This window comes from Hymenobacter profundi, from assembly GCF_019334315.1.
Classification (GTDB): Bacteria; Bacteroidota; Bacteroidia; order Cytophagales; family Hymenobacteraceae; genus Hymenobacter; species Hymenobacter profundi.
This window is the reverse complement of sequence record NZ_JAHWGL010000007.1, coordinates 1-25,687: the sequence shown is the minus strand read 5'-3', so window position 1 is coordinate 25,687 and position 25,687 is coordinate 1. Positions and strand designations below refer to the sequence as shown.

The following is a 25,687-nucleotide window of genomic DNA, read 5'->3' as shown; positions in this document are numbered from 1 at the left end:
CAACAAGTAACTCCAAGGTATCCTGTATTTTTGTTTTCGGCTAATGGCACCCGTGACTGGGTAAAGTTATCTGTATCATATTCTACCACACGATAATGGCATCACTTCGAGCAGGAGTTTCCTTTTTGATTTGCACGTACAACGGTGTTGAGCGTATCTCGGAAACGCTGGCTTGCCTAGCGCGGCAAAAAGGGGCTTCTACTATCGAGTGGGAAGTAATATTTGTAGATAACGCCTCTACTGACAATACCACCTCAGTAGCACAGGTGTATTGGGAAAAGCTAGGTTCGCCTGTACCTCTGCGCACGTTTGAGGAGCCACGGCCCGGTAAGAATTTTGCTGTGGAAGTAGCTTTCAGCCAAGCAAGTTATGGTTATGTGTGTATCGTCGACGATGACAATCGTTTAGCGTCTGACTACCTCCAAATTGGCTACGATTTATTAGAATCAAACCCCAAAATTGGCATATTAGGTGGCCAAAATACTGGGGTTTTTGAAGTGATGCCACCCGACTGGTTTTCTGCATATCAGGCTCTGTATGCGGTTGGTCCGCAACTTAGACCTTATCAATCTATACCGCTTCCAGATGGCTTGGTAGAGGAGGCGGTGCTCTGGGGTGCAGGTATGTTTGTCCGAATGGAGGTGTGGTATAAGCTTCGGCAAGGAGAATTTAAGAGCTTGTTTCTAGGACGCCAAGGCACGAAAAACCTGACGGCGGGTGAGGACGACGAACTGTGCTACGCATCTAGGTTGCTAGGGTACGAAGTGTGGTATTCATCGAACCTGAAGCTGCAACACTACATGACGGCTAGTCGTCTGACAGAAGCCTACCGTGACCGACTTTTCTACGGCACGGTGTGGTCCCAGGCGCGCCTGAAAGTGTACCGCGACGTATTAGGTAATTCATCAGGCAAGCAGCTAGGCTCTACCACCAATCTTACGAAAGACATTCTGTACATGAGCCGAACAGTTGCCCAACGGCTCTTGTCCCGCGGCTACGTACAGGCACTTTTAAATGGTGATAACAAGCATTTAATGAGCTGCCACCATCAGCTACTTACTCTCTACGACTTTATCCGTAACTTTCGGGAAATTCAGGACTACTACAAAGTGGTAAAAGCTTTCAAACAGCGCGTGTCTAAGTCCCCTGTTGAGCAGATTGCCTGAGTTAGAAAAGAAGTTGTTGGTTTGGTGTATAATATCGTGGCGTTCTTTTTGAATGGATTCCATAGAAAGTAAAGGCGTATTTTGGTGCGCTTTTTATTTATACGGAGCTAAGTGCATCTTTTTAGGTCCAAATAATGGTTATAGGACTGCTGAGCACTACCAGTCCCTTTGAGCGGCTAGGCTCTCGCGCTAATTCATTTGCTTAATGATGCATACTAATCCTGTTGGTGTCTCTGTTTTAGTTTGTACTTACAATGGGGGTGCTAGAATCACGGAAACCTTGTCCCATCTGGCTCGCCAAAAGGTGGCGCTTGGTTTGCAATGGGAAGTCATTCTGGTCGATAACGCCTCCACCGACAATACGCTGGCAGTAGCAACCGACTATTGGGTCAGCAGTGCGGCGCCTGCCCCGCTCCGGACGTACGTTCAGCCGAAACCTGGTAAAAATTACGCACTGGAGCTAGCCTATGACGAAGCCAGCTACAGCTACATGTGTATTGTGGATGATGATAACTGGCTGGCTCCTGACTACGTGCAAAATGGCTTCGACATCTTACAAAGTCATCCGGAAATAGGCCTGCTAGGGGGAAAAACAGCAGGTGCTTTCGAAGTAGAGCCACCAGCTTGGTTTAAGCAGTATCAACACTACTATGCGGTTGGGGCACCGGTGCTTTACGACGGCAACATTCCGCGCCCCATAGATGATGGCCCTGTAGTTGGTTTTGAGTTATGGGGCGCAGGACTATTCGTGCGCCGCTCTATTTGGGAAGAAATGACAGCGTTACGCTTTGAAAGCCTCCTTTCCGGACGTAAGGGTAAGGATTTAGTTGCAGGTGAAGATCATGAGCTTTCCTATATAGCTCGCCTTCTAGGGTACACAGTATGGTACTCGTCTTCACTATCTCTTACTCACTTCATGACGAAAAGCCGGCTCACAGCTGCGTACCGAGACCAACTCTTGCATGCTTGCGCTATTGGTAGCTTACAATTATTACCTTATAAGTATGCACTGTTAAATAAGAAAGAAGAACCTAATATTACATTAGATGTACTAAAAGATTTTTATTATATAGAATTTTTTACTGTTAAAAACATATTTTCTGCTAATTATTTGGGTTTCTTATTTGGGAAAGAAAAAACATCATTCATCATTAATAATGTACATGTGAAATATATTTATAAATTCTTCTTAAATATTAAGAATATAACAGAGAACTATAAGAAGGTAATAGGTTTTAAACGTAGAGTTATTGCTTATAGAGTAAGTCAAGAGTCGTTAGCAAATCGGTTGGAAATCAAAGAAGCCTAGGGGTGCGTTTAGCAATGAAGCATACTCGTCCGGCTGGTGTGTCGGTTCTTATTTGTACCTACAACGGAGCCCAGCGCCTTGCTCCAACGTTAGAGCACCTCTCGCAGCAGAAACTTACATTAGGTATTCCCTGGGAGGTAGTACTAGTTGACAATAGTTCGACCGACAACTCTATAGCGCTTAGTACTGCTTGCTGGCAACGATACGGAGCCCCTGTACCTTTGCGTCCGTTTCGGCAGCCTATACCCGGTAAAAACTACGCACTGGAAATGGCTTATGATGAAGCACGTTATGAGTTTATGTGCATTGTGGATGATGATAATTGGTTGAATAACGATTACCTGCAAGTTGGGTTTGATTTGTTGAGCCGGCATGATGCTATTGGGTTACTCGGCGGACGCAGCATAGGGGCTTTTGAGGTGCCTATGCCATTGTGGTTTCCGAAGGTCAGTCGGAGCTACGCGGTAGGTACTCCGGTGCTGTTCACTGGAAATCCACCACGGCTATTGACGGAAGCGGGCCCTATTACGCAGGGGGCTCTTTGCGGCGCTGGTCTTTTTATGAGGCATGCCGCATGGCGCTTGCTGCAACAAGCTGATTTTCAAAGTCTATTGAATGGTCGTATAGGCGAAAAGCAGTTAATGGGTGGGGAGGATGACGAACTGAGTTACGCTGTAAAACTTGCTGGTTATGAAATATGGTACACGCCAACATTATGTCTTACTCACTTTATGACTAAGAATCGATTAACCAAGGAATATGTACCTCGTATTATCCATTCTTTCAGCGAAACCTTTACGAGGTTATCCGTTTATCGCCGTCTAGCCTATAATTCAACTATAGATTATTCTCAAGTGTATCCTTGGATAAAGGATTTTATATATCTTACTATACGTACATTCTCTATGAGAAATTTATTAAAATACTTAAAGTTGCGTTTTAAAGATGATATTGAATATTTGCTGATACAAGAACAATTTTATATCTGGATTAATTTTATGAAAGAATTTAATGAAACTCGCCTTAATTACATTAAAGTGAAAAATATGCAGCAACGTGCACGCTTGCTTTATAAAGGAAACAATCAATAGTTATTAAATTAATGCCCGCTTTGTTTTCACCCAACGGAGTTACACTCCTCATCTGTACGCACAACGGCGAGAGTCGATTACATACTACTCTGCATCATATTGCCGCTCAACAGGTTCCGATGCATATAAGTTGGGAGGTAATACTTGTCAGCAACGCTTCGTTAGATAAAACAATAGAAGTAGCTACCGATTTATGTGAGGAGTTGCAATTGCCTGTTCCATATAGAGTACTAGATGAATCTGTGGCAGGCAAGGAAAATGCACTCATTCGAGGATTTGAGGCAGCTAAATACGAGTTTATTGCAATTGTAGATGACGACAATTGGTTAGCTGCTGATTATGTGGCGGTAGCATACGAAACTATGCTTGCTCATCCAGAGATTGGTATCTTGGGTGCGCATGCACAAGGTGCTTACGAAATTACTCCACCTGAATGGTTTGATCAATTTAAAGCGGTATATGCTATTGGCCCACAAAATGAGGGAGTTAATGGGCCACTGCCTGATAATGTAGGTTACATTTATGGTGCCGGCTCAGTGGTGCGGCAATCGGGTTGGCGTAAGCTGTATGCGCACGGTTTCTCTTTCACCACCTCGGCTAAACGAGGAAAAGTGCTTTCAGGAGGAGAAGACCTAGAACTAGGTGATGCGCTCCGTTTGGCAGGCTACAAGTTATGGTACAATGATCAGCTACGCTTCCAACATTTTATGTTTAAAGAGCGAATGACATGGCAATACCTCATGCGTATGGCCCGTAGTACAGCATCTTCGCAGATAACAAGTGTAGTATATTACTTTATCTTTCGGCATCCATCTCTTACTGTGTCACGTTTTCGCTTTCTTTATACTAAACGCTTATTGTGGCTTAGTATACAAATTGTTCGACAGCCTAGGGCATTAATCAATGCACTCCTTTACACAGATCAAGAAAGTCTAACGCACAACTTTGAGATGTTACGCTTAATATACAACATCAAAAGTTCTTTGCGTAATTGGAGAAAATCGACATTTGTTTTTAAAAGTGTAAATAATTTGAAAAAAAGTTTAGTAAACAAAAGATATATTTAAATTATAGCATCAGGTTTATGAGCCATCTTATTAATTCCAAACGTAAAGAAGTAGGTCAAATAATTAATCGAATTCGATTAAGAAACACTGATTTTACGATTTTCTCTAATGACTGTTGGGGTTCGGAGGTTTATAAATATTTTAATTTGCCATATAATACCCCCTTCGTTGGATTAATGTTAATGGCTCCTTGTTACATTAAGTTTTTATCTGACCCTAAATTTTATTTATCTAAAAAATTAGTTTTTCAAAAAGAGTCTCGTTACGAGTCAATAAATGAGTTGCGAAAACGAATAAATAAAAATTTTCCAATGGCAAATTTGAATGAAGAAATAGAAATTCATTTTTTGCATTATGAAAGCGAAAAAGAAGCGTTTGATAAATGGGCACGCCGTGTAAAAAGAATTAATTGGGATAATATATTCGTTAAATTTGATGGAAGTAAAGATTATGCAACTACCAGTTTGGTGTATGAGTTTGATAAATTACCATTCTCATCTTTGCAGTTTTTAAAGGATAATATAAAGTCAGTTTCTACAGCAGTAACCATTCCTAACTACACAACAGATGGTAAGGCGCAATTTGAGATATCTCTCAAATATATAGATATAGTTAGTTGGTTAAATGGGTCTTCTTTTCAGTCCTCGTTGAAGTTACGCTTATTTAATTATATATTTTCAATATAAAAATATTATGTGTTAATCGGAATAAAATATTTTATTATAATTTAATCTAATATTTTAAATAAATTATAATAATTTTTGTTAACATAATAGTAAAGGAGTTAATAGAGTTTTTGTAATTGTGTTAAGTTGCTAAAATAGACAGATATTTGATGAAAAATATTGCGCTGTAAAATAATTGGTTATGTGGTTTCGAGAAAATAAATGTTTTGCCAGTAATGCTTCTCTTTTCGATTATTGTTCCTTGTTACAACCGTGCCGTAATTATTCCGGACACTGTGGCCGCTATTCTAAAGCAGGAGTACTCTGATTTTGAATTGATTCTGGTAAATGATGGAAGTAATGATGAAACTGCTGCAGTAATAGAGAAGCTTGCTGCCGTTGATTCTCGTGTTCAGGTATTTCATAAGGAAAACGGTGAGCGAGGAGCTGCTCGCAACTATGGCGCAAGGCAAGCTCGCGGCCAGTACCTGAACTTCTTCGATTCCGACGATGAGATGTACCCTAACCACTTGCGGGTGGTACAGGCATTTCTCAGCCAGCACGGGGAGGTGGAAATAATGCACACCGGCTATGAACGACTAGATGGTCAAGGCCGCCTGATAAGTGAGGTGTGCGCGTTTCGGGAAGATACCAACCAAGTACTACTGCATGACAACCCCCTAGCGTGCAATACCGTCTTCGTACGTCGGGATATTGCTTTGGCTAATCCATTTGTGGAAGATCGACGATTGTCCTCGGCGGAAGACTGGGAACTATGGCTCCGTCTAGCCAGTCAATACCAATTTCACTCTATCCGTGAAAAAACGTTTTGCTTGCGTGAGCATGACGGCCGTAGCCTCAATACCATTTCCCCAGAGGCTGTGCGAGCTCGGGATGAGCTGTTTGGACAACTCGTGCAGCGGAATCCGGAATTTGCACATCGGTTTCCTGGTAAGGTTGGCCAGTTTGTTGCCGACCGCTATACGTTTATTGCCCTTACTCTAGCCCTAAGTAAGCAGTATCGCGTTGAAACGGCACGTTATCTTTGGAAGGCAGTGCAACAGGACACTAGCGTATTGTGGCGGCGTCGGTTTTTAGCCTCTGTGAAGCATTGGGTGTAAAAGCGGTAGCTATGTTGAAAACGATAATTAAAAAGTTAGTACCAGTTGCATTGCTTAGTAAAGCGTATGCACATTATAATAAGCTGCGTATCAATACTATTGATAAAATAGTATTTCCAGAAAAACGATTTGACGAGCAAGATTTTTTTATTAAGCGCGACGCCTATCCATTTCAAATAACTTCTGTACCGAAGGATCATCTAGACACCCGACTTCAGTATCAAGTTAATGAATACGAAAACTGGACCCAAGATGAGTATCTGTTAGTATACAAAGATGAGTGCTTGATTGACCCGAAATACGGTTGGGCGCTAGCAGCTGATAGGAAGTTAATATATCCGTCGCTAGGGTTTAGTCGGGTTTACTATCTGCAAAAACCTTCCCTGCGTATGCGGCATCTTTTACTTGAAACGTTGCCCGCTCACGATGTATTAGTGTCATTGCGTGATACGGGAGAAGAGAACTATTATCATTTTTACAATGACATATTAGCCAAATTGTTCTTCTTAGAGGAACAATTGCAACTGCCCTATGAAGTTCCGTTGCTTATAGCTGAAACCTTATACAACCGGCCCTATTTTCAGTACTTTTTACAGCATCCCTACTTGAAGAATAGAAATTGGGTAGTGCAGAAACCGGGAGAATATATACGTAGCCGGAAGACGTATTTCTGTAAGCCCTTAACGCATACGGCATCCTACTATGCTAGAATTAGAGAACTAGTACCGGTGCAGGACCTGGTGCCTGTTGGTAGTGCCAACCGTCGTATATTCATCACCCGTAGTCCTAAACGTGGACGCTATATTGAAAACGCTGCAGAAATAGAAGCTATTTGTCGTGCGGAAGGATTCGAGGTCATCGACTTTGACGTGATGACTCTTGCCCAACAAATTAAATTAATGAGAGAGGCTCGCTATGTAGTGGGGATTCATGGAGCAGGCCTAGTGAATATGCTGTTCCATGGTACGCAACCGATGGGGCTGATGGAGTTGCTTCCGCCTGGCGAGTTTTATCCTTTTCACTACATGCTGATGGCGGCTCAATTAGGCTACCAATATGATGGAATGATTGGGGAGGTAGCCAAAAGTAAATACGTAAATGGTTTCTATATTAATCCTGTCTCTTTTCAGAAACACATGATGGATTGGTTGTCTCTAGCGAGTGCTAGGATAAAGGTGCAGGCATAATCTAGCATAACTGGGTGACGATAGTGAAAAAAAGTATTCTGATGATCATTCCCAACTTCGGTCTTGGGGGCGCCCAACGGGTGTTTCATGATCATAGTGTGGAATTGCAGAAGCAATACGAGGTGACGGAGGCAGTTTTTAATCTGGACGAGCCAAACCTGTACCCGAGTGGTAACCCGCTGGAGAATATGGAAGTACCTGGGGGAAATAATGCTAAGCAAAAAGCTGTTAACTTCATACAGCGGATTATTCGTTTAAAAGCCATTAAAAGGCGGTTACATACGGATGTATGTATAAGTCATCTGGAAGGTGCCGATTATGTTAATCTGCTCAGCAAGAGCTGTGAGAAAATAATTCTGCTGATTCATGGATCCAAGACGCACGACCGCAACATCAACGGCGTTGTAGGGTGGCTGCGGAAGAAAGTGTTGATGCCGTTGCTCTACAGGCGTGCCGACCGTATCGTGACGGTGAGCCGGGATATCATTCCGGAAATGGTGGAAGACTTCGGGGTAGATCCGCACAAGCTGGTGGTAATCAACAACTCGTTTGATGTAGCGCAGGTACGTGCGCAGTCCCTGGAGCTTGTAGACGACGCGATGCAAGCTATCTATGCAACTGCACCTGTGCTGATTACCTCCGGCCGCTTGGCTATTCAGAAAAACCAGGCGCCACTGCTAGATATTTTTGCAACATTGCTGGCCCGGCAACCGGCCAAGCTAGTCTTTATTGGCGATGGTGAACTGCGCACCGATTTGGTGAAACATGCGCGCGCGCTGGGCCTGCGAGTATATGAGGCTTGGAACAACGATTCACTCACGCCCGACTACGATATATACTTCATTGGGCTACAAGCCAACCCATTCAAGTATATCCGGCCGGCAACGCTTTTCGTTTTTCCTTCGGCTTGGGAAGGGTTTCCGCTAGCGCTAGGAGAGGCTATGACCTGTGGCATACCCGTAGTAACGACAGATTGCCCCACTGGCCCCCGCGAGATGCTAGCACCTATTTCCTCTACCCCTTTCCAACCTATACGGGCGATGGAGCGGGGGGAATATGGAATATTAATGCCCATGCTCACCGAAGCCGTTACCCTGACTGCCGATAAACAAGTGTGGGTAGATACGCTGGACCAACTATTATCTAATGCTGTAGAACGAGAACAACTGGGTAAGGCTGCACAGCAACGATCCGATGACTTTTCGCACGCCCGCACGTTTGAGCGCTGGGCGCAGGTAATAGATGCCGTGCTGGCAGAGTAGGCGTGTTTATTCCTTTTTAACTACCGTCCGCTTGAGTAAAGTTCACCTGTCCGCAAAGCCCACCATTCTGATCATCGATAACTCTCGGGCCGTAACGGGGGCCTTAAATGCGATTCGGAGTGCAACGGATCCATTGCGCACGCAGTATCGGTTTGTGTACGTACTGCCGGCAGGTAGCACTGGTCGGGCCGTGCTAGAACAGGCCGGTTATTCAATTCATGAATTGCCGTTTGTGGAAATTAGCCGGCGGGTAGGAGACCTTATCCGTTATGTGCCTATGCTGCTATTGAATGGCTGGCGGCTCCGCCAACTAGCCCGACATGAGGAGGCAACGCTGTTGCACCTCAACGATTTTTACAATTTGACAGGCTACGTGGCCCAACTACTAAGTGGGGGGCGGCTGCGCGTGGTAACGCACGTGCGTTTCCTGCCGCAGAGTCTGCCGCAGTTACTGGCTTGCACGTGGCGCTGGTTGGCAGAACGTTTTGCCGATCGTGTGGTATGTGTGTCACAGGCAGTTCAAGCATATTTTAGTGTAACAGCAAAGGTGCAGGTGGTTTTCGACCCGATACCGGAAACAGAACGTTATGTGGTACCGGTGGTACCAACACCACGTCACCCAGCTACCGTAGAACTGCTCTACCTCAGCAACTACATTCAGGGGAAAGGCCAGAACTTCGCCTTAGTGGCTTTCAAAGAAGCTTACGCGCAGTACCCCAACCTGCGTCTGCATTTTGCGGGTGGGGACATGGGTATGCCGAAAAACCGAGAATTTCGGCAGCAGTTGGAAGCGCAGGTACAAGCAGCCGGCTTGGAGCAGATTGTAACGTTTGGCAGTTTCGTGCAGGACGTGGAAGCCGCCATTAAACAGGCCGATATCGTGCTCAACTTTTCCGAGTCGGAATCATTCTCTCTGACTTGCCTGGACGCGTTGTATTACGGTACCCCGCTTATTGCCTCCAACTGCGGTGGGCCTGCTGAGTTGTTTGAGAACGAACGCTCCGGCCTGCTGGTGCCTAACCGCGACGTGGCGGCCATGACTGCCGCCATCACTACGCTGGCCGTCGATACCGAAAAGAGGCGCAAATTTGCGATGGCTGGCCGGGCATTTGTCCGGCAGAAATTTAGTCCGCAGTCCACTTACCTACGTTTGGGTAGCCTGTATAAGGAGCTGGTGGCTCGGCAGTAGCTTGCACGCATGAAGATTCTGTTTATTGCGCCTTATCCCTTAGGGCAGGCTCCCTCACAACGTTTCCGCTTTGAGCAATATCTGGGCATGTTGACGCAGCGTGGGCATCAGTGGCATCTGTCCCCGTTTCTGTCGATTGCCACTTGGCGAATCCTTTACAAGCCAGGGCATACACTGGCCAAGGCTACGGGCATTGTGGCCGGCTTTGTGCGGAGGGTAGGGCTGCTGTTCATGGTGCCGCGTTACGACTATGTGTTTATTCACCGGGAAGCATCACCCATCGGGCCGCCGGTGTTTGAGTGGTTGATAGCAAAGGTGTTGCGTAAGAAAATTATTTACGACTTTGATGATTCTATCTGGTTGGCTAATACCTCGGAAGCCAACAAGCTGGTGGCTGGTATTAAGTGGCACCAGAAAGTGGATAGCATCTGCCGGTGGTCGTACAAGGTGAGTTGCGGCAACGCCTACCTGCATGCCTATGCCCGGCAGTTCAACACGCAGGCTATCATTAACCCAACTACCATAGACACTGAGCACCTGCATAACCGGGTGCGTGATCAACAGGCCCCCGGTAAACTTATTATCGGCTGGACGGGCACGCACTCTACCCTGAAATACTTGCACCAAGTAGTGCCCGTATTGGCCCGGCTGGAGCAGGAGTTCGACTTTGAGTTTCGGGTAATTTCCAATCAGCCGCCATCTTTACCCCTGCAGTCGCTTGTGTATCAGCCGTGGCGTAAGGAAACCGAAATTGCTGATCTACTAGAGTTTCATGTGGGCCTGATGCCGCTGGAAGATGACCTGTGGGCGCAGGGTAAATGCGCTTTTAAAGCCTTACAATATATGGCCTTGGGTGAACCTGCCCTAGTATCGCCAGTAGGGATGAATACAGAGGTAGTAACCGATGGCGTAAATGGCAATATCTGTACTACCCCATTAGAGTGGGAGACAGCTTTACGCCGTTTGCTACTCGATGCGAGCCTGCGTGCGCAGATGGGCGCCGCCGCTCGCCAAACTGTAGAGAAGCGTTATTCCGTGCTGGCCAATAATTCTACCTTCTTAGCCCTGTTCACCTGAGGTTGTGCAGTTCTAATCTTTCGCTGGGGGCGCGCCATAAATTGCATGATGTAAAGCGCACCGAGATAGAAGGGCATCAGCGGAATCTTATAGCGCACTAAGGTGCCGAAGTTGCCGCTGTTGGTGCCTACTCCAATGGCTAATACCACCGAAAAGATAAAGCAGAACGTAAGAATGGGCTGCGACGCAATAAGCCGAAAGCTTTTCAGCACGCCCGTCTTGTAGAAAAGGCTGACCGTAAGGTAGAGAAATAATGCTGCTTCCATGGCAGACAATAGCATAACTGGGTTCCGGGCCTCAAATAAAAAAGGTCGGAATAAACTAACGGTAATTGCCTGCGGCGCCACCTTCACCATAGAACCCAACGAGCCATCAAACGAGCCGATATTATAAGCGGAGCCGTTGGCTACCTGTGAGGTAAGGTACTCTGAGTTGATCTTAGTGCGTTCTCCGATCTTATCAACGTCATATTTGTCATCACCGGCTGTAAGGCGAGTGGCACCTAGATAGCCAGCTCCCAGCCCCATGAGCAGGAAAAAGGGCTTGAGCAGCATCCGCGCCGCTGCCGATTTAATGCGTCTGTTATTTTCGTTGAATACCCAAAGAAGAGCTGGGGGCAAAAAGGAAAGCAGGATGTAAACTTTCACTGAAACCAACAGATACGCACCAATTAACCCTATAATAGTCGAAAATAAAACGTTGCGTTTGAGAATAGTAGCATGGTAGAAACCGTAAAAAGTCCACCCAAGCGCCCCAATACATACGGAATCTTTCATCAGGCCAGAACCCCAGAAAAATACAGAGGGTAGGAAGAATACGGCAATAGCTAACTTTTTATATGCTAACGGATAAATGTGGATAAACGTCAGATACATAGCCCACATACCACTGAAGCTCAGCGCAGCGAAAAGCAGACCGATAATTGTATAGGTATTAAAACAGAAGAGACCGAAGAAAGAAGCAATTCTTACTACAAAATATTCTGTATCAGCATGGTACCAATACAAGCGGCCCACGTACTGCGCTACTTCTGGGTTATAACCTTCCGTGGAACCAAAAATAAGCTGTAGCCCCGCCGATGGCGAGTTCATAAAGGCTTCGTATACTACTTTGGTGTGGCCGTAGTAGTTAAACGTATCACCCCCACCATAATAGAACTGGTAAATTAACCCCAGTGCAATAGCTCCTAGAAACTTCAACGAAAGCGCTGGAATGAAATACTTTTTCGTGAGCGCATTGGTATACTTCTTACGCACCGAAAAAGCAATACCGTAGAAAATAGCTAAGTAAATAGGCGTTAGCAACAGGTCCTTCAGCTCCATACCAGCAGGATTATTTGTGCTTTTTCAGATACGCCTTGGCCTCGCGGTACTGATCCGATTTATGGCTGGCTTTGTCCTCTACTACTGTGTAGTGTTTTTTGGCCGCTGCTATGTCTTTCGCCTTATCGGCCATACGAGCCAGGTTGATGTGGGAGTAGATGTAGAAGCCGCCCGAAGTTTCGCCGGTGCCTTCGGCGAATACAATGCAGCGCTGGTAGTAATCCTTGGCCTTGGCTAGGTCGTTGTACTTATTCTGCATCAGCCAGCCCAGAAAATAGGTGGCATAGCGGCCGCTGATAAACTCGTAGCCAGGAAGTCCCCGATTGATTTTATCCAGAATCTCGCGGCTCACCCGCTCGCTCTCCGTAAACTCGCCCTGATGGAAACAGTTGAGGGCATAGAAGCGTTGAAAATAGCCGTTGTCGGGGTAGTTGGTGGCTAGGTAGCGAGAGAGGGGTAGGGCTTCTTTGGGACTGTTTTCCTCGTTATAGAGAATCTTCATGAGGAAAAACTTGGCCTCGGTGCCAGTGTAAAAACCGTTGTCGGCCACACTGCGCAACTGTTTGAGGCCGAGGGCACGGTCGCCTTTCGGGAAGAAGAGTAGGACGGGGCGCAGAAGCTTATACTCTTCTGAAATCCAGACGGCGTAGTAGTTAAATAAGGCCTGCCCGAACAAAAACTCTGGGCTGAGGCCATTGGCTTCTTTGCTGATTTGCAGGTAGTCCAACGCGTGCTTGCTGCTGAAGGTAGCCTTGCGCCAGTCTTTTCGCTCGGCGTGCAGACGGGCATTGAAGCCATAGGCGGCAGAAAGGAAAAAGCAGGCTTCGTAATTCTTGTTATCTGCCTCATACATTTTCTCGCCTACCGCAATGGCCGAGTCCATGTAAGCAAAGAACAACTTGTCGTACTGCGTAGTCTGTACGTTGGTCGGCACGATCTTCCACCAAGTGCTCAGGCCCATCAGAAAGTAGGGCATAGGGTGATTGGGGTAACGCCGCCGCAGGGACCGAAACTGCTTTTCAGCCTTGTCGTACTTGAAGTTGTACATATTCTGTATGGCCCCCTCCAACTCCAACTGAATGTCGCGGTCCAGCAACAGCCAGCCTTTCGTATCGACCGCGCCGGGTAGCACGTCCACGTTTTCCACCTGAATATTGCGGATGGGAGCCGGTACGCGAGCAGTGTCGGGGCGTTGCGCTAAGGCCAGGAAGGGCAACAGGAGCAACAACAGAAGAAAATAACGTGGGTGGGTCATGGGCACGGATACGAACACAGACAATGGGTACGGTAAACCAGTCAGTCAGTATTCAACGAATAAGCTAAAGTATATCTTTTGCCCTAGTTTCGAATTAACAACCTACACTTCATGCAACTTCTACGAACTCTGTGCCACATACCGGCACCTTCTGGCCACGAAACACGGCTCACCGAATTTTTGCTCCAGTACATTGCCACAGAGCAGAAAAACTGGCAAACTACTCCGCAAGTGCTAGCTGGTGAACAATTCCAGGATTGCATCATCCTCGTGTTTGGGCAGCCCCGTACAGCTGTTTTCGCCCACTTAGATAGCATCGGCTTCACGGTGCGCTACGGCCGGCAACTCGTGCGCATTGGTGGCCCCGACGCGGAGCCCGGCTACCGTTTGGTAGGCGAAGACACACAAGGACCTATCGAATGCACACTGACAGTTGATGAGGAAACCGGCGCATTAGGCTATGAGTTCACCCGAGACATCGAACGCGGTACGGAACTCACATTCTTCTGCGACTTCCGCGAAACCGATGCCACCGTGCAAAGCTGCTACCTCGACAACCGCCTAGGCGTGTGGAACGCCCTGCGCCTTTGCGAAACGCTGGAGCACGGCATTGTAGTGTTCAGTTGCTGGGAGGAGCACGGAGGCGGCTCGGTGGCCTACCTCGCCAAATACATCTACGAAACCTACGGGGTACGCCAGGCCCTAATTTCGGATATTACGTGGGTGACGGAAGGTGTGCGGCCGGGCGAGGGAGTAGCTATTTCCCTACGCGACTCTCTGATTCCGCGCCGTGCCTATGTAGACCGCATCCAGCAGATTGCGGCGGCCTCGGGCATACCGCATCAGTTGGAGGTAGAAGGCGCCGGAGGCTCCGATGCCAAGGAGCTGCAACACGCCGACGCACCTTGGGACTGGTGCTTTGTGGGTGCCCCTGAAGACAACGTGCACTCGCCCGACGAAATCGTGGACAAGCGCGATATCGAAAGTATGCTGGCACTGTACCAAGTGCTGATGCAGGAGTTGTAGGGTAGGGATAGGGAATAGCTGAGGGCTTGATTATTAATGGATAAAGGGTATTTTAACAACCCGTTTGGCTTCGGCCGGCGGGTTGTTCTTTTCTTCCCACCCTCTCACTCCACCCACTATGCTGTTCCTTTACCTGGTGCCCGGCCTCGGGCTGTTAGCGTTATTGTATACTTGGCTGCGTTCAGGCTGGGTTAGCCGGCAGGATGCTGGCGACGAGCGGATGCGCACCATTGCCGGCTACATCGCCGACGGCGCCATTGCCTTCCTGAAGGCTGAGTACCGCGTCCTGACGTTGTTCGGCCTGATTGCCTCCGCTTTTCTATTCTACCTGGGTAGCACCGGCGAGAAATCCAGCCCGGTGATTGTGCTGGCCTTTATCATCGGAGCGGTTTTCTCGGCTCTGGCGGGCTTTATTGGGATGAAGATTGCCACCAAGGCCAATGTACGCACGGCTCAGGCGGCGCGCACCAGCCTGAGCAAAGCCCTGAACGTGTCATTTTCGGGCGGCTCGGTGATGGGTATGGGTGTGGCAGGGCTGGCTGTGCTGGGGCTGGGGTCGTTGTTTATCGTGTTCTACCAGTTGTTTGTGGTGAACAAAGGCGGCGGGGCCAATGGCATCGAGATGGAAACCGCACTGGAGGTGCTCACTGGCTTTTCGTTGGGGGCCGAGAGCATTGCGCTGTTTGCCAGGGTAGGGGGCGGCATCTACACCAAAGCTGCCGACGTAGGTGCCGACCTTGTGGGAAAGGTAGAAGCTGGCATTCCCGAAGACGACCCCCGCAACCCCGCCACCATTGCCGATAATGTGGGCGACAACGTGGGCGATGTAGCCGGCATGGGCGCCGACCTGTTCGGTTCCTATGTAGCCACCATCCTGGCTACCATGGTACTGGGCCGCGAGGTAGTAGCTACCAACGACCAGTTCGACGGCCTCTCACCCATTCTGCTACCCATGGTCATTGCCGGGATGGGCATTGTGGCGTCGCTAGTGGGTATTCTGCTGGTGCGCGTGAAGGAAGGTGGCAACGTGCAGGCGGCGCTCAATTTTGGCAACTATGCCTCGGTTATCGTGTCGGGCATCGCCTCATTCTTTATCATCCGGTGGATGCTGCCCGTGGGCACGCTTGTGATTGGCCGGCCGGGTGCGGCTCCCTTCACGTCGCTGGATGTCTTTTATGCCGTGTTGGTAGGGCTAGTGGTGGGCACACTCATGAGCATCATCACCGAGTACTACACCGCCATGGGCAAGCGGCCCGTCAACAGTATCGTGCAGCAGAGCAGCACCGGGCACGCTACCACCGTCATTGGCGGGCTGGCCGTGGGTATGGAGTCTACAGTGCTACCCATTATTGTGCTGGCCGCCGGCATTATCTTCTCCTACGAGTTTGCCGGCCTCTACGGGGTAGCCATTGCCGCCGCGGGCATGATGGCCACCACCGCTATGCAGCTGGCCATCGACGCTTTCGGGCCGATTGCCGACAACGCCGGCGGCATTGCTGAAATGAGCGAGCTACCTAAGGAAGTGCGCGAACGCACCGACATTTTAGATGCTGTGGGCAACACCACTGCCGCCACCGGCAAAGGCTTCGCTATTGCCTCAGCTGCACTTACCTCGCTGGCGCTGTTTGCAGCGTTTATGGGCACAGCCAATATTTCGGTCATCGACATCAGCAATGCCCGCGTGCTGGCCGGCCTGTTCGTGGGCGCCATGATTCCGTTTATTTTCTCGGCGCTGGCTATATCGGCGGTAGGGCGGGCCGCTATGGCGATGGTGCAGGAAGTGCGGCGGCAGTTCCGCGAAATTCCGGGCATCATGGAAGGTACTGGCCGGCCCGAATATGAGAAATGTGTGGCCATTTCTACCTCGGCTGCTATTCGGGAAATGATGCTGCCGGGCGCTATTGCCCTTATTGTACCCGTCCTCATCGGTTTCACGCTAGGACCGGAGGTATTGGGCGGCACGCTGGCTGGCATCACGGTGAGCGGGGTGCTGATGGCCATGTTCCAGAGCAACGCCGGCGGCGCCTGGGACAACGCCAAGAAGTCTTTCGAAAAAGGTGTGTTGATTGACGGCGTGATGGTCTACAAAGGCTCCGAACAACACAAAGCGTCCGTGACGGGCGACACGGTAGGCGACCCATTCAAAGACACATCGGGCCCCAGCATGAACATCCTCATCAAGCTCATGAGCATCGTGTCGCTGGTGATTGCCCCGCACATTGCCGCGCCCGGCGGCGCAGCACGCAACCTAACGCCAGCCCTGTCGATTCCTAAAACTGAGTTAGGCATTCGTCCTACTGTGCGCTATGTGCATTTTAGCCCAGTGCAGGAAATGCGAAAGGCTGATTTGAGGTAGAGACGCATATTTGCGTCTCGTCGTTGAACGTCCGCCTCCCAAATCGTTCAGCGACGAGACGCAAATATGCGTCTCTACATCGTTCAAGCTTTTTGAAAACGAGCGTCAGGTGGAGCCGTTTCATTCTCCTGGCAGAAGTGTTTCGGCGTCGCTTGGTATAACACACGGCCTTCAATTCAACGCTTAAAACGCAACACTCAACACTTCAGCCCCTACCTTTGCTCGTGCATTTGCACAGGTTTCAACTCTATCTGGATGCCAACGTCAACTATTTCGCTGCACAACAAGCAGTTTGCTCCTTATCTGTCGGCTGGTGAGCTGGCACAGGCCATTCAGCAACTCGCTACCCGCCTTAATCAGGACTACGCCGGCAAGCAGCCCCTGTTTCTATCGGTGCTCAACGGCGCGTTCATGTTCACGGCCGACTTGCTGAAAAACGTGACCATCGACTGCGAGGTGACGTTTATTCGGGTAGCGTCTTACGCGGGTACCGCCAGTACGGGTAGCGTTAAGGAAGTACTTGGGCTGTATGAGGAACTGACTGATCGACACGTGGTTATCCTGGAAGATATTGTGGACACGGGCCACACCATGCGGATGCTGCTGGATACCATCGCGGCCAAAAAACCGGCGTCGTTGGAGGTAGCCACGTTGTTTCTCAAGCCCGAATGTTTGCAGCATGAGCTAGCGGTGCAATACGTAGGCCTGTCGATTCCCAATGACTTTATTGTGGGCTATGGGCTTGATTACGACGGGCTGGGCCGCAACTACCCCGACGTGTACAAAGCGGTGTAATTGCTGCATTAATCGGAGTTGCTGAAGGCAGATTGCCTATCTTGCCACTTTCTTTCACCTTCTGCACTATCTGCGAAACCATTACCCATGCTTAATCTCGTGCTCTTCGGCCCGCCCGGCGCCGGCAAAGGAACGCAAAGCCAAAAGCTAATTGCTCACTACAACCTGGTGCACCTCTCCACCGGCGACCTGCTCCGCGCCCAGATTGCGCAGGGTACGGTGCTGGGGCTACAGGCCAAAAAGCTGATGGACGAAGGCCTGCTGGTGCCCGATGAAGTGGTAATTGGTATGATCGACAGTGCCCTGAAAGAGAATGTGCAATCGGATGGCTTCATCTTCGATGGCTTTCCGCGCACCGTACCGCAGGCCGAAAGCCTCGATGCCCTGCTGGCCCAGCACAACACCAATGTGTCGTGCATGGTGGCACTGGAAGTAGACGAGCAGGAACTGGTGAAGCGCCTGCTGGAGCGCGGCAAAACCAGCGGCCGCCCCGACGACCAGAACGAGGAAAAAATCCGCAAGCGTGTGCAGGTGTACAACACCGAAACCGCGCAAGTAGCCGGTTATTACGCCAGTCAGCATAAATTTCATGCCCTCAACGGCATTGGCGCTATCGAGGATATTTTCCAGCAGATCTGCGCCGTAGTCGATCAGCACCAGCCTACCTCCGAAGGTAGCCAGCAGGCTACCGACGAAGTAAAAGCGTAACTTTGCGATTCTAAATTCGCAACCCTCTGTCATCCTGAGCGCAGCGAAGGACCTTATCACGCGAGAACGAGTCGTTGGTACGATGGTCGTTTTGACGTGGCAAGGTCCTTCGCTGCGCTCAGGATGACAGCCTTTTTTATACAGCACAATTAAGAATCAGGAAGGTGGAATGCAATAATTCCTAATTCCTAATTCTTAATTTTTAATTCAAAACCGTGGCTTCCAATAACTTCATCGACTACGTTAAAATCAACTGCCGCTCGGGTAGGGGCGGGGCGGGTTCGCACCACTTCTTCCGGGCCAAGGGCCTACCCAATGGCGGCCCCGATGGCGGCGATGGTGGCCGAGGCGGCCACATCATCTTGGAAGGTAGCTCCCAACTCTGGACGTTGCTGCACCTGCAATACCAGAAACACCTGATTGCCAAGCCAGGCGAAAACGGCGGCGAAAACCTACGCACCGGCGCCCAGGGCGACGATATCGTGATTCAGGTGCCACTAGGCACCGTGGCCCGCGACGCCGAAACCGGCGAGAAGCGCCTGGAAATCACCGAGGATGGCCAGCGCCTGATCCTAACGCCCGGCGGCCGCGGCGGCCTTGGCAACGACCACTTCAAATCGGCCACCAACCAGGCACCTACCTACGCGCAGCCCGGCGAGCCCGGCATCGACGAGTGGATTATTCTGGAGCTGAAACTGCTGGCCGACGTGGGCCTGGTAGGCCTACCCAACGCTGGCAAGAGCACTTTGCTTTCGGTAGTGTCGGCGGCCCGCCCGAAAATTGCCGATTACGCCTTTACTACCCTCGTGCCTAACCTGGGTGTAGTAGCCTACCGCGACTATCAATCCTTCGTGATGGCCGATATTCCGGGCATTATTGAGGGCGCCGCCGAGGGCAAAGGTTTGGGTACGCGCTTCCTGCGCCACATCGAGCGCAACGCTACCCTGCTGTTCATGATCAGCTGCGACAGCCCCGATATTGCCGCCGAGTACCAGGTACTGCTGGGTGAATTGGAGCAATTCAACCCCGAATTGCTGGACAAGAAACGCCTGCTGGCCATCACCAAATCCGATATGCTGGATGAAGAGCTGGAAGAGGAAATTCGTCAGGCGCTACCCACAGATTTACCTACGGTGTTCATATCCAGCCTAACGAATAAGAATATTCAGAAGCTGAAGGATATGATTTGGGCACAGTTGCATGCTAAGTAGTAGAAGGCGAATCTTGCGGCTTGCGTAGCGTGTAGACGAATCCCAACTCTCGCATGCGCTCCTGTATCTGTGGCTCATCTTCAAGATAGTCAGATGTATAGTCCCAACCTGGCTCCCCAACTAGCAGAACCAACGATTGTGTTTCGATTGCTTTGCTACAGACATGTGGCAGTAGAAAGTCGAAGTGTTTGTTGTCTGTAGTAAAGCCGGTAAGGTGGTTTTCTGTGGTCGGCTTAAATATAGCGAGCGTCTTACCCTTGTTACTGTCAGAGTACAAAGGCTGACCCAGCGCTGTACTTGCTGCCGGAAAAGGAGCCCAGCGAAATGCTAATGTTACAGGTGCTATCGGTAAAAAGACAGACGGAATCAGTTCTTCATCACTGAATACATCTGTGCTTTGTTCTTCCACATCATACTGAAATGACATAGCGCTGCATGCCATTTCAGCATTGCGAGCATAGGGATGATCCGGATCGTGCAGTATAAGCAGCCAATAAGCAAATGTATCGTTCCAATCCTCGTTCCCAGCTTCTCTGTTTAGCTCAACGAAGTCAAAAAGCTGTTGCAGCATAGTGTAAGTTATCAGTTGAATAACTAAGGTACATTTCTGTGTCAAACTGACAGCCAAAACCGCTTTGGCAAACTCCTTGCGCCCGAGTGCTTGCCAATTGGCTAAAACTGAGTGAAAAACCCCTTCCGACGATTATTTCATCCAATGACTGACGATAAGCAACAACCCCAGGACGACAACTTGACGGCTGACCAAGCTACTACTGCTGGCGAAACGGCAGAAACAGCTCCAGTTGATGACGCACCGAAAACCGATGCGGAGCTGGCGGAACTGAAAGACAAATACCTGCGCTTAGCGGCTGAGTTTGATAACTACAAGCGTCGCACGGCCAAGGAGCGCCAGGAACTGTTTAAGACGGCTAGTCAGGAGCTAATGGTGGCTTTGCTACCCGTAATGGACGATTTTGAGCGGGCTAATACCTACACAAAAGACTCGACGGACGTTACCGCTGTTCGCGAGAGCATCGACATTATTTATAACAAATTGGTGAAGACCCTGCAACAAAAGGGACTGACACCTATGGAAACCAAAGGCGGTGCGTTCGACCCCGATCTGCACGAGGCCATCACCCAGATTCCGGCCCCCAGCGAGGAGTTGAAAGGCAAGGTAGTGGACGAGGTAGAGAAGGGCTACTACTTAGGCGACAAGGTGTTGCGCCACGCCAAGGTAGTACTGGGTCAATAATTGCTGAGCATCTGCAACAGCCACAAACGAGCACTGAAACCTTCTGCCCGTTTGTGGCTGTTGCGGCAACAAGCCGGCGGCGCAAACCGCACCGGTCGACTAACGAAATATGGCAACCAAGCGAGATTACTACGAAATACTGGGCGTCGTGAAAACGGCGTCGGGGGACGAGATTAAGAAGGCCTACCGCAAAGTAGCCATCAAGTATCACCCCGATAAAAACCCCGACGACCCATCGGCTGAAGACAAGTTCAAGGAGGCTGCCGAGGCCTACGAGGTGCTGTCGGACCAGGATAAGCGTGCCCGCTACGACCGGTTTGGGCACCAGGGGGTAGGTGGCGCCAGTGGCGGCGGCCCCAACATGGAAGACATTTTCTCCCAGTTCGGCGACATTTTCGGCGGGGGCGGCTTCGAGGGTTTCTTCGGGGGCGGCCAGCGCGGCGGTGGCCGGCGCGTGAAAAAAGGCTCCAACCTGCGCATCAAGCTAAAGCTGGACCTGGAGGAAGTAGCCAGCGGCGTAGAGAAGAAAATCAAGGTGAAGCGCTACACGGCCTGCAACACCTGCTCGGGCACCGGCGCCAAAAACGGCACCGACCTGCGCGAGTGCGCTACCTGCCACGGCGAAGGCCAAGTGAAGCGGGTAGTGAACACCATGCTGGGCCAGATGGTGAGTGCTTCTACCTGCCCTACCTGCCACGGCGAGGGAAAGGTGGTAACCAGCAAGTGCGACGTATGCCACGGAGAAGGCCGCCAGTTGCAGGAAGAGATTATTCCGATCAACATTCCGGCGGGTGTGGCCGAAGGCATGCAGCTCTCGATGGGCGGCAAAGGCAACTTTCCCGAGCGCGGTGGCGTGCCCGGCGACTTACTGATTCAGATTGAAGAGGAGCCGCACGAGCTGCTGAAGCGCGACGGCAACAACATCATGTTTGAGCAGTACATTTCCTTCGTGGATGCGGCTCTGGGTGCCAACCTGGAGGTGCCTACCATTGAAGGCAAAGTCAAAATTAAGGTAGAGCCAGGCACGCAGCCGGGCAAAATCCTGCGCCTGCGTGGCAAAGGCATCAAAGACATCAACGGCTACGGCCGCGGCGACCAGCTGATTCATCTGAATGTGTGGACGCCTAAGAACGTGAACGGCGAGGAACGCGAGCTACTCGAAAAACTGCGCAACGCACAGAATTTCACGCCGAACCCTGGTAAAAACGAGAAAGGCTTCTTCGAGAAAGTAAAGGAGTACTTCCAGTAAAATCACGGAGTAGCACTAATTCTACGGATGCCCGTCTTCTACATAGTAGGAGGCGGGCATTTGTATTTTCTAGCTATGCATACTTCCTGCAAAATCTTTTTCGCGGAAAGCTGTAATGATTAAGGAGACGTGGCGATAAATGAAGTAAATCGCCTGTTATGCTCGCCGCGCCACCCGACTTCCTGGCTCTACTGAACGAGTACCAGCCCTTACTGCGGCGGGTGTGCCGCCTGTACTGCGCCGCTGCCGACGACCAACAGGATTTGTACCAGGAAATAGTAGGACAGCTGTGGCAGGCGTGGCCACGCTATCAGCCCCGGCCCAATGTGAAACTCAGCACGTGGCTGTACCGGGTGGCGCTCAACGTCGCCATCAGCGACTTGCGCCAGCGCCGCCGCCGTCCTACCTCCGCCCACCCCGGCACAGACCGGCTGCCCGACGTGCCCCTACCTCCCGTCGACGGCCCCGATGCCGACGATCTGCACCAACTGTACCAGGCCATCAACCGTCTTTCCGATGTCGATAAAGCGTTTGTGCTGCTCTACCTGGAAGAGCGCACTTATGAGGAAATGGCTGATATTCTAGGTATTACTCAAAATAACGTGCGCGTGAAAATGCACCGCGTGCAGGAAAAACTTCGTCAACTTCTAACGCAACCCGCCTGATGGAACTCGATGAGCTACGCCGGCGCTGGCAACAGTCCGCTCCTAATACTTCCACATCTTATAACGCACAAACTTTAGAACAACTGCTCATGGAAACCAAGCAAAATTCGATTGGCCGGCTGCGGCGCAATGCCCGGTGGGAATTAGGCTTCACCTTGATGCTGCTGGTGGGTAGCACCATCGGGTTTTTTTATGTGAAAAGTCTTGAGACGCGCACTATGCTAATATGGCTTATTCTGATCAGTCTGGTGAGTTTGGGTTCCTACCACCGCCACATGCTCAGCGGCATTCGAGGGCTGAGCGAGGTAGGGGCTACGATACACGCGCACGTGGCCCAGCAGGTAGCAGGCATTCGGCAGATACTAGAAGCTTCCTACCGCTCCAGTGTGTGGGTGGTGTTTAGCACCTTCGGCATCGTCCTCTTCTTTGCGTTGTATAAGGCTCTAACTCAGTATTCCGGCCGATTGTTGCTGATCCAACTCGTTGGGGTAGGGCTAGGTTGTGTAATAGCCGTGGTGGTTAGCCGCTTCACCCGGCGCGTTGCCCGCCAGATGCTGCAAGATCTGTACGGCCGCCATCTCGACCGTCTGGAAGCTACCCTGCGAGAGTTAAACCATAGTGAATAGTAAACCCACTATATTACGACGTCAACCTTTTCCCTTTCTACTTGTGCAACCTATACTTGAAGCGCTGAACGTACGCAAGACCTACGCCCAGCACACAGCACTGGATGGCGTGAGCTTGGCCATCCCAGAGGGTAGCATCTTCGGGCTGCTGGGCCCCAATGGTGCGGGCAAAACCTCGCTTATTCGCATTATCACGCAGATTACGGCCGCCGACGAAGGAGAAATCCGGTTTCGGGGGCAGAAGCTGAACCCCGAGCACATTGCCCAGATTGGCTACTTACCCGAGGAGCGCGGCCTCTACAAGAAGATGAAGGTAGGCGAGCAACTGCTCTACCTGGCCCGCCTGCGCGGCCTGAGCAGGGCCGATGCCACGCAGCGCATCAAGAACTGGCTGACGCGCTTCGATATCAAGCCCTGGGCCGATAAAAACGTGGAAGACCTGAGCAAGGGCATGCAGCAGAAAGTGCAGTTTATTGCCACGGTACTGCACGAGCCGTCTTTGATTATCCTCGATGAGCCGTTCTCCGGTTTCGACCCTATCAATGCCAACCTCATCAAAGACGAAATTCTGGAACTGCGCCAGCGCGGAGCTACCATTATTTTCTCTACCCACCGCATGGAGTCGGTGGAGGAAATGTGCGACAGCATTGCCCTGATCAACCGCTCGCGCAAGGTGCTGGATGGCACCGTTTCCGACATCCGCGACGCTTTCAAGACTCAAACCTACGTGGTAGAGGGCAAGGGCCGATTGATGGTGTTGCACCCCGATTTTGAGGTGCTGGAGCACAAAGAGCGCGAAAACGGCTTCTTCCAGGACCGCATCCGACTGCACGCCGGCACCACGCCCAACGACTTGTTGCGCTACCTTATCGGCAATGTGGAGGTGCACGCTTTTCGGGAGCAGATTCCGAGCATCAACGAAATCTTTATTCGGCGCGTGCGCGAAACCATGCCCGAAACGCTGGTGGAGCTTGAAGAAAGCCGCAACTAACTTACTGTTACTAGAATGGAATCGAAATTTTGGTTGGTCGCACAGCGCGAATACTTGACCCGCGTCCGGAAGAAAAGCTTCCTGGTTCTGACCCTGCTGGTGCCGGTGCTATTTGCTGGTTTTGGCTTTTTGATAGCCAAAGTAGCTATGGCAGATAACGACGATATTGACGTAGTGCGGGTGCTGGACCAAAGCCCGGCCCAGCTGGCCGCTCGCCTGAAATCGACGGAGCGGATGCAATTTATTCCGGTGCAAGGGCCGTTGGAGCAGGCCAAGAGCGAGTACCGCAAATCGGATGATGGGGGGCTGCTCTACCTGCCAGCTACCATCACGCCGGAGCAAAACACAGGCATTCAGTTGTATGCGAAAGGCAACGTGAGCCTGCGCAAACAAAAGGCCGTGGAAGACGCGCTGGACAAAATACTAGCCGAGGAAAAGCTGCGTGGAGCCGGCATATCACAAGAAAAGCTGGACGCGCTACGGTCTTCCGTAGACGTGGCCAGCATCAATCTGGATGAAGCGGGCAAGGAGAAAAGCAGCAATGCGCTGGCTACTTCGGGCATTTCCTACGCCTTGGCGCTCCTGATTTACATGTTCATCTTCATCTACGGCGTGCAGGTTATGCGCGGGGTAGGGGAGGAGAAATCGAGCCGGATTATGGAGGTGATGCTGTCGTCGGTGAAGCCGTTTCAGTTGATGATGGGCAAGATTGTTGGCATTGCGGCCGTAGGCCTCACGCAGTTTTTGCTGTGGGGTGTGCTGTCGTGGGGCGTGTCAGTGGCCGTTGGGGCATTGGTGCTGGACAAATTGGAGCCGGCTAAGACCGAGGTAGCCGCTACCAGTGCCCAAACCACGACCAGCGGCACCGCGTCGGCCGCTACCCCGGCCGCCGCGCAGTCCGACAACGACCCTACTGCCATCCAGCAAGCAGCCACCACGGACCGTTTGGGGATTTTCAAGGTACTGGGTGATTTGCCGATTGGTACGATTCTGTTCGGTTTTGTGGCCTATTTCCTAGGTGGCTACTTGCTGTATGGGGCGTTATTCGGTGCTATCGGTGCAGCCGTAGACGACCAGACGGACACCCAGCAATT

The 25,687-nt window shown here is 50.6% G+C and carries 24 protein-coding genes; 21 read left to right on the top strand and 3 right to left on the bottom strand.

The features are described 5' to 3' along the window. Positions 1 to 95: 95 nt before the first annotated feature. The 10 genes from KYK14_RS03430 (at position 96) to KYK14_RS03385 (ending at position 11,134) form a co-directional block, all read left to right on the top strand. Positions 96 to 1,166 carry a glycosyltransferase gene (locus KYK14_RS03430; RefSeq protein WP_219156865.1) on the top strand — a complete coding sequence of 357 codons (1,071 nt, stop codon included), beginning with the start codon at positions 96 to 98 and terminating at the stop codon, positions 1,164 to 1,166. 205 nt (positions 1,167 to 1,371) lie between these two features. Next, positions 1,372 to 2,475, top strand: coding sequence for a glycosyltransferase (locus KYK14_RS03425; RefSeq protein WP_219156863.1), 1,104 nt, complete (start codon positions 1,372 to 1,374; stop codon positions 2,473 to 2,475). A gap of 14 nt (positions 2,476 to 2,489) precedes the next feature. Beyond that, entirely contained in the window at positions 2,490 to 3,566 is a 1,077-nt protein-coding gene (locus KYK14_RS03420) for a glycosyltransferase (protein ID WP_219156862.1), read from the top strand. An 11-nt stretch (positions 3,567 to 3,577) separates the two neighbouring features. Beyond that, positions 3,578 to 4,633 (top strand): glycosyltransferase, encoded by a 1,056-nt coding sequence (locus tag KYK14_RS03415; protein WP_219156860.1) that lies wholly within the window; start codon positions 3,578 to 3,580, stop codon positions 4,631 to 4,633. Between the two features lie 17 nt (positions 4,634 to 4,650). Next, positions 4,651 to 5,319: a DUF1919 domain-containing protein gene (locus tag KYK14_RS03410; RefSeq protein WP_219156858.1), complete on the top strand. Its 669-nt coding sequence runs from the start codon at positions 4,651 to 4,653 to the stop codon at positions 5,317 to 5,319. 215 nt (positions 5,320 to 5,534) lie between these two features. Beyond that, positions 5,535 to 6,419: a glycosyltransferase family 2 protein gene (locus tag KYK14_RS03405; RefSeq protein WP_219156856.1), complete on the top strand. Its 885-nt coding sequence runs from the start codon at positions 5,535 to 5,537 to the stop codon at positions 6,417 to 6,419. A gap of 11 nt (positions 6,420 to 6,430) precedes the next feature. Continuing rightward, a complete protein-coding gene (locus KYK14_RS03400) occupies positions 6,431 to 7,606 on the top strand; it encodes a glycosyltransferase family 61 protein (protein ID WP_219156854.1) in 1,176 nt (391 codons plus the stop codon). 23 nt (positions 7,607 to 7,629) lie between these two features. Further along, a complete protein-coding gene (locus KYK14_RS03395) occupies positions 7,630 to 8,868 on the top strand; it encodes a glycosyltransferase (RefSeq protein WP_219156852.1) in 1,239 nt (412 codons plus the stop codon). A 31-nt stretch (positions 8,869 to 8,899) separates the two neighbouring features. After that, positions 8,900 to 10,057 (top strand): glycosyltransferase family 4 protein, encoded by a 1,158-nt coding sequence (locus KYK14_RS03390; RefSeq protein ID WP_219156850.1) that lies wholly within the window; start codon positions 8,900 to 8,902, stop codon positions 10,055 to 10,057. Positions 10,058 to 10,066: 9 nt separating this feature from the next. After that, positions 10,067 to 11,134 carry a glycosyltransferase family 4 protein gene (locus KYK14_RS03385; protein ID WP_219156848.1) on the top strand — a complete coding sequence of 356 codons (1,068 nt, stop codon included), beginning with the start codon at positions 10,067 to 10,069 and terminating at the stop codon, positions 11,132 to 11,134. Here the strand turns inward: KYK14_RS03385 and KYK14_RS03380 are convergent. Together KYK14_RS03380 and KYK14_RS03375 are read right to left on the bottom strand one after the other, a co-directional pair. After that, the gene (locus tag KYK14_RS03380) at positions 11,086 to 12,456 is read right to left on the bottom strand and encodes a hypothetical protein (RefSeq protein ID WP_219156846.1); all 1,371 of its coding nucleotides are present in this window, start codon (positions 12,454 to 12,456) and stop codon (positions 11,086 to 11,088) included. The genes KYK14_RS03385 and KYK14_RS03380 overlap by 49 nt on opposite strands. Before the next feature lie 10 nt (positions 12,457 to 12,466). Then, positions 12,467 to 13,711, bottom strand: coding sequence for a tol-pal system protein YbgF (locus KYK14_RS03375; protein WP_219156844.1), 1,245 nt, complete (start codon positions 13,709 to 13,711; stop codon positions 12,467 to 12,469). A 111-nt stretch (positions 13,712 to 13,822) separates the two neighbouring features. Here KYK14_RS03375 and KYK14_RS03370 point away from each other — a divergent pair, with 111 nt between their 5' ends. The 5 genes from KYK14_RS03370 to obgE all read left to right on the top strand — a co-directional run bounded on the left by KYK14_RS03370 (position 13,823) and on the right by obgE (position 19,807). Further along, positions 13,823 to 14,737 carry a M20/M25/M40 family metallo-hydrolase gene (locus KYK14_RS03370; RefSeq protein WP_219156842.1) on the top strand — a complete coding sequence of 305 codons (915 nt, stop codon included), beginning with the start codon at positions 13,823 to 13,825 and terminating at the stop codon, positions 14,735 to 14,737. A gap of 118 nt (positions 14,738 to 14,855) precedes the next feature. Continuing rightward, positions 14,856 to 17,093, top strand: a complete 2,238-nt coding sequence (locus KYK14_RS03365; RefSeq protein ID WP_246601655.1) for a sodium-translocating pyrophosphatase — start codon at positions 14,856 to 14,858, stop codon at positions 17,091 to 17,093. A gap of 255 nt (positions 17,094 to 17,348) precedes the next feature. After that, positions 17,349 to 17,888 carry a hypoxanthine phosphoribosyltransferase gene (gene hpt / locus KYK14_RS03360; RefSeq protein ID WP_219156840.1) on the top strand — a complete coding sequence of 180 codons (540 nt, stop codon included), beginning with the start codon at positions 17,349 to 17,351 and terminating at the stop codon, positions 17,886 to 17,888. An 87-nt stretch (positions 17,889 to 17,975) separates the two neighbouring features. Beyond that, entirely contained in the window at positions 17,976 to 18,596 is a 621-nt protein-coding gene (locus KYK14_RS03355) for an adenylate kinase (protein ID WP_219156838.1), read from the top strand. A gap of 215 nt (positions 18,597 to 18,811) precedes the next feature. After that, entirely contained in the window at positions 18,812 to 19,807 is a 996-nt protein-coding gene (obgE, locus tag KYK14_RS03350; RefSeq protein ID WP_219156836.1) for a GTPase ObgE, read from the top strand. Here the strand turns inward: obgE and KYK14_RS03345 are convergent. Beyond that, the gene (locus tag KYK14_RS03345) at positions 19,800 to 20,378 is read right to left on the bottom strand and encodes a hypothetical protein (RefSeq protein WP_185282734.1); all 579 of its coding nucleotides are present in this window, start codon (positions 20,376 to 20,378) and stop codon (positions 19,800 to 19,802) included. The genes obgE and KYK14_RS03345 overlap by 8 nt on opposite strands. A 144-nt stretch (positions 20,379 to 20,522) precedes the next feature. Here KYK14_RS03345 and KYK14_RS03340 point away from each other — a divergent pair, with 144 nt between their 5' ends. From KYK14_RS03340 to KYK14_RS03315, 6 genes are all read left to right on the top strand, one after another. Further along, positions 20,523 to 21,062, top strand: coding sequence for a nucleotide exchange factor GrpE (locus KYK14_RS03340; protein WP_219156834.1), 540 nt, complete (start codon positions 20,523 to 20,525; stop codon positions 21,060 to 21,062). 109 nt (positions 21,063 to 21,171) lie between these two features. Beyond that, the gene (gene dnaJ / locus KYK14_RS03335) at positions 21,172 to 22,311 is read left to right on the top strand and encodes a molecular chaperone DnaJ (RefSeq protein ID WP_219156832.1); all 1,140 of its coding nucleotides are present in this window, start codon (positions 21,172 to 21,174) and stop codon (positions 22,309 to 22,311) included. A gap of 158 nt (positions 22,312 to 22,469) precedes the next feature. Then, complete coding sequence (locus KYK14_RS03330) at positions 22,470 to 22,976, top strand: RNA polymerase sigma factor (RefSeq protein ID WP_219156830.1); 507 nt, start codon at positions 22,470 to 22,472, stop codon at positions 22,974 to 22,976. Between the two features lie 89 nt (positions 22,977 to 23,065). After that, entirely contained in the window at positions 23,066 to 23,602 is a 537-nt protein-coding gene (locus KYK14_RS03325; RefSeq protein WP_208308745.1) for a hypothetical protein, read from the top strand. 43 nt (positions 23,603 to 23,645) lie between these two features. Then, positions 23,646 to 24,593, top strand: coding sequence for an ABC transporter ATP-binding protein (locus KYK14_RS03320; protein ID WP_185282739.1), 948 nt, complete (start codon positions 23,646 to 23,648; stop codon positions 24,591 to 24,593). A 15-nt stretch (positions 24,594 to 24,608) separates the two neighbouring features. After that, the coding region (locus tag KYK14_RS03315) for an ABC transporter permease (RefSeq protein ID WP_219156828.1) at positions 24,609 to 25,687 on the top strand (1,079 nt) is incomplete at its 3' end.

What these genes read in the sequence shown, in the direction of transcription:
- dnaJ (WP_219156832.1), top strand. Translation starts at nt 21,172, where the DNA reads ATGGCAACCAAGCGAGATTACTACGAAATACTGGGCGTCGTGAAAACG.
- KYK14_RS03410 (WP_219156858.1), top strand. Translation starts at nt 4,651, where the DNA reads ATGAGCCATCTTATTAATTCCAAACGTAAAGAAGTAGGTCAAATAATT.
- KYK14_RS03345 (WP_185282734.1), bottom strand. Translation starts at nt 20,378, where the DNA reads ATGCTGCAACAGCTTTTTGACTTCGTTGAGCTAAACAGAGAAGCTGGG.
- KYK14_RS03365 (WP_246601655.1), top strand. Translation starts at nt 14,856, where the DNA reads ATGCTGTTCCTTTACCTGGTGCCCGGCCTCGGGCTGTTAGCGTTATTG.
- KYK14_RS03380 (WP_219156846.1), bottom strand. Translation starts at nt 12,456, where the DNA reads ATGGAGCTGAAGGACCTGTTGCTAACGCCTATTTACTTAGCTATTTTC.
- KYK14_RS03425 (WP_219156863.1), top strand. Translation starts at nt 1,372, where the DNA reads ATGATGCATACTAATCCTGTTGGTGTCTCTGTTTTAGTTTGTACTTAC.
- KYK14_RS03330 (WP_219156830.1), top strand. Translation starts at nt 22,470, where the DNA reads ATGCTCGCCGCGCCACCCGACTTCCTGGCTCTACTGAACGAGTACCAG.
- KYK14_RS03430 (WP_219156865.1), top strand. Translation starts at nt 96, where the DNA reads ATGGCATCACTTCGAGCAGGAGTTTCCTTTTTGATTTGCACGTACAAC.
- KYK14_RS03355 (WP_219156838.1), top strand. Translation starts at nt 17,976, where the DNA reads ATGCTTAATCTCGTGCTCTTCGGCCCGCCCGGCGCCGGCAAAGGAACG.
- KYK14_RS03400 (WP_219156854.1), top strand. Translation starts at nt 6,431, where the DNA reads ATGTTGAAAACGATAATTAAAAAGTTAGTACCAGTTGCATTGCTTAGT.
- KYK14_RS03420 (WP_219156862.1), top strand. Translation starts at nt 2,490, where the DNA reads ATGAAGCATACTCGTCCGGCTGGTGTGTCGGTTCTTATTTGTACCTAC.
- KYK14_RS03385 (WP_219156848.1), top strand. Translation starts at nt 10,067, where the DNA reads ATGAAGATTCTGTTTATTGCGCCTTATCCCTTAGGGCAGGCTCCCTCA.
- KYK14_RS03370 (WP_219156842.1), top strand. Translation starts at nt 13,823, where the DNA reads ATGCAACTTCTACGAACTCTGTGCCACATACCGGCACCTTCTGGCCAC.
- KYK14_RS03415 (WP_219156860.1), top strand. Translation starts at nt 3,578, where the DNA reads ATGCCCGCTTTGTTTTCACCCAACGGAGTTACACTCCTCATCTGTACG.
- KYK14_RS03325 (WP_208308745.1), top strand. Translation starts at nt 23,066, where the DNA reads ATGGAAACCAAGCAAAATTCGATTGGCCGGCTGCGGCGCAATGCCCGG.
- hpt (WP_219156840.1), top strand. Translation starts at nt 17,349, where the DNA reads ATGCCAACGTCAACTATTTCGCTGCACAACAAGCAGTTTGCTCCTTAT.
- KYK14_RS03375 (WP_219156844.1), bottom strand. Translation starts at nt 13,711, where the DNA reads ATGACCCACCCACGTTATTTTCTTCTGTTGTTGCTCCTGTTGCCCTTC.
- KYK14_RS03405 (WP_219156856.1), top strand. Translation starts at nt 5,535, where the DNA reads ATGCTTCTCTTTTCGATTATTGTTCCTTGTTACAACCGTGCCGTAATT.
- KYK14_RS03340 (WP_219156834.1), top strand. Translation starts at nt 20,523, where the DNA reads ATGACTGACGATAAGCAACAACCCCAGGACGACAACTTGACGGCTGAC.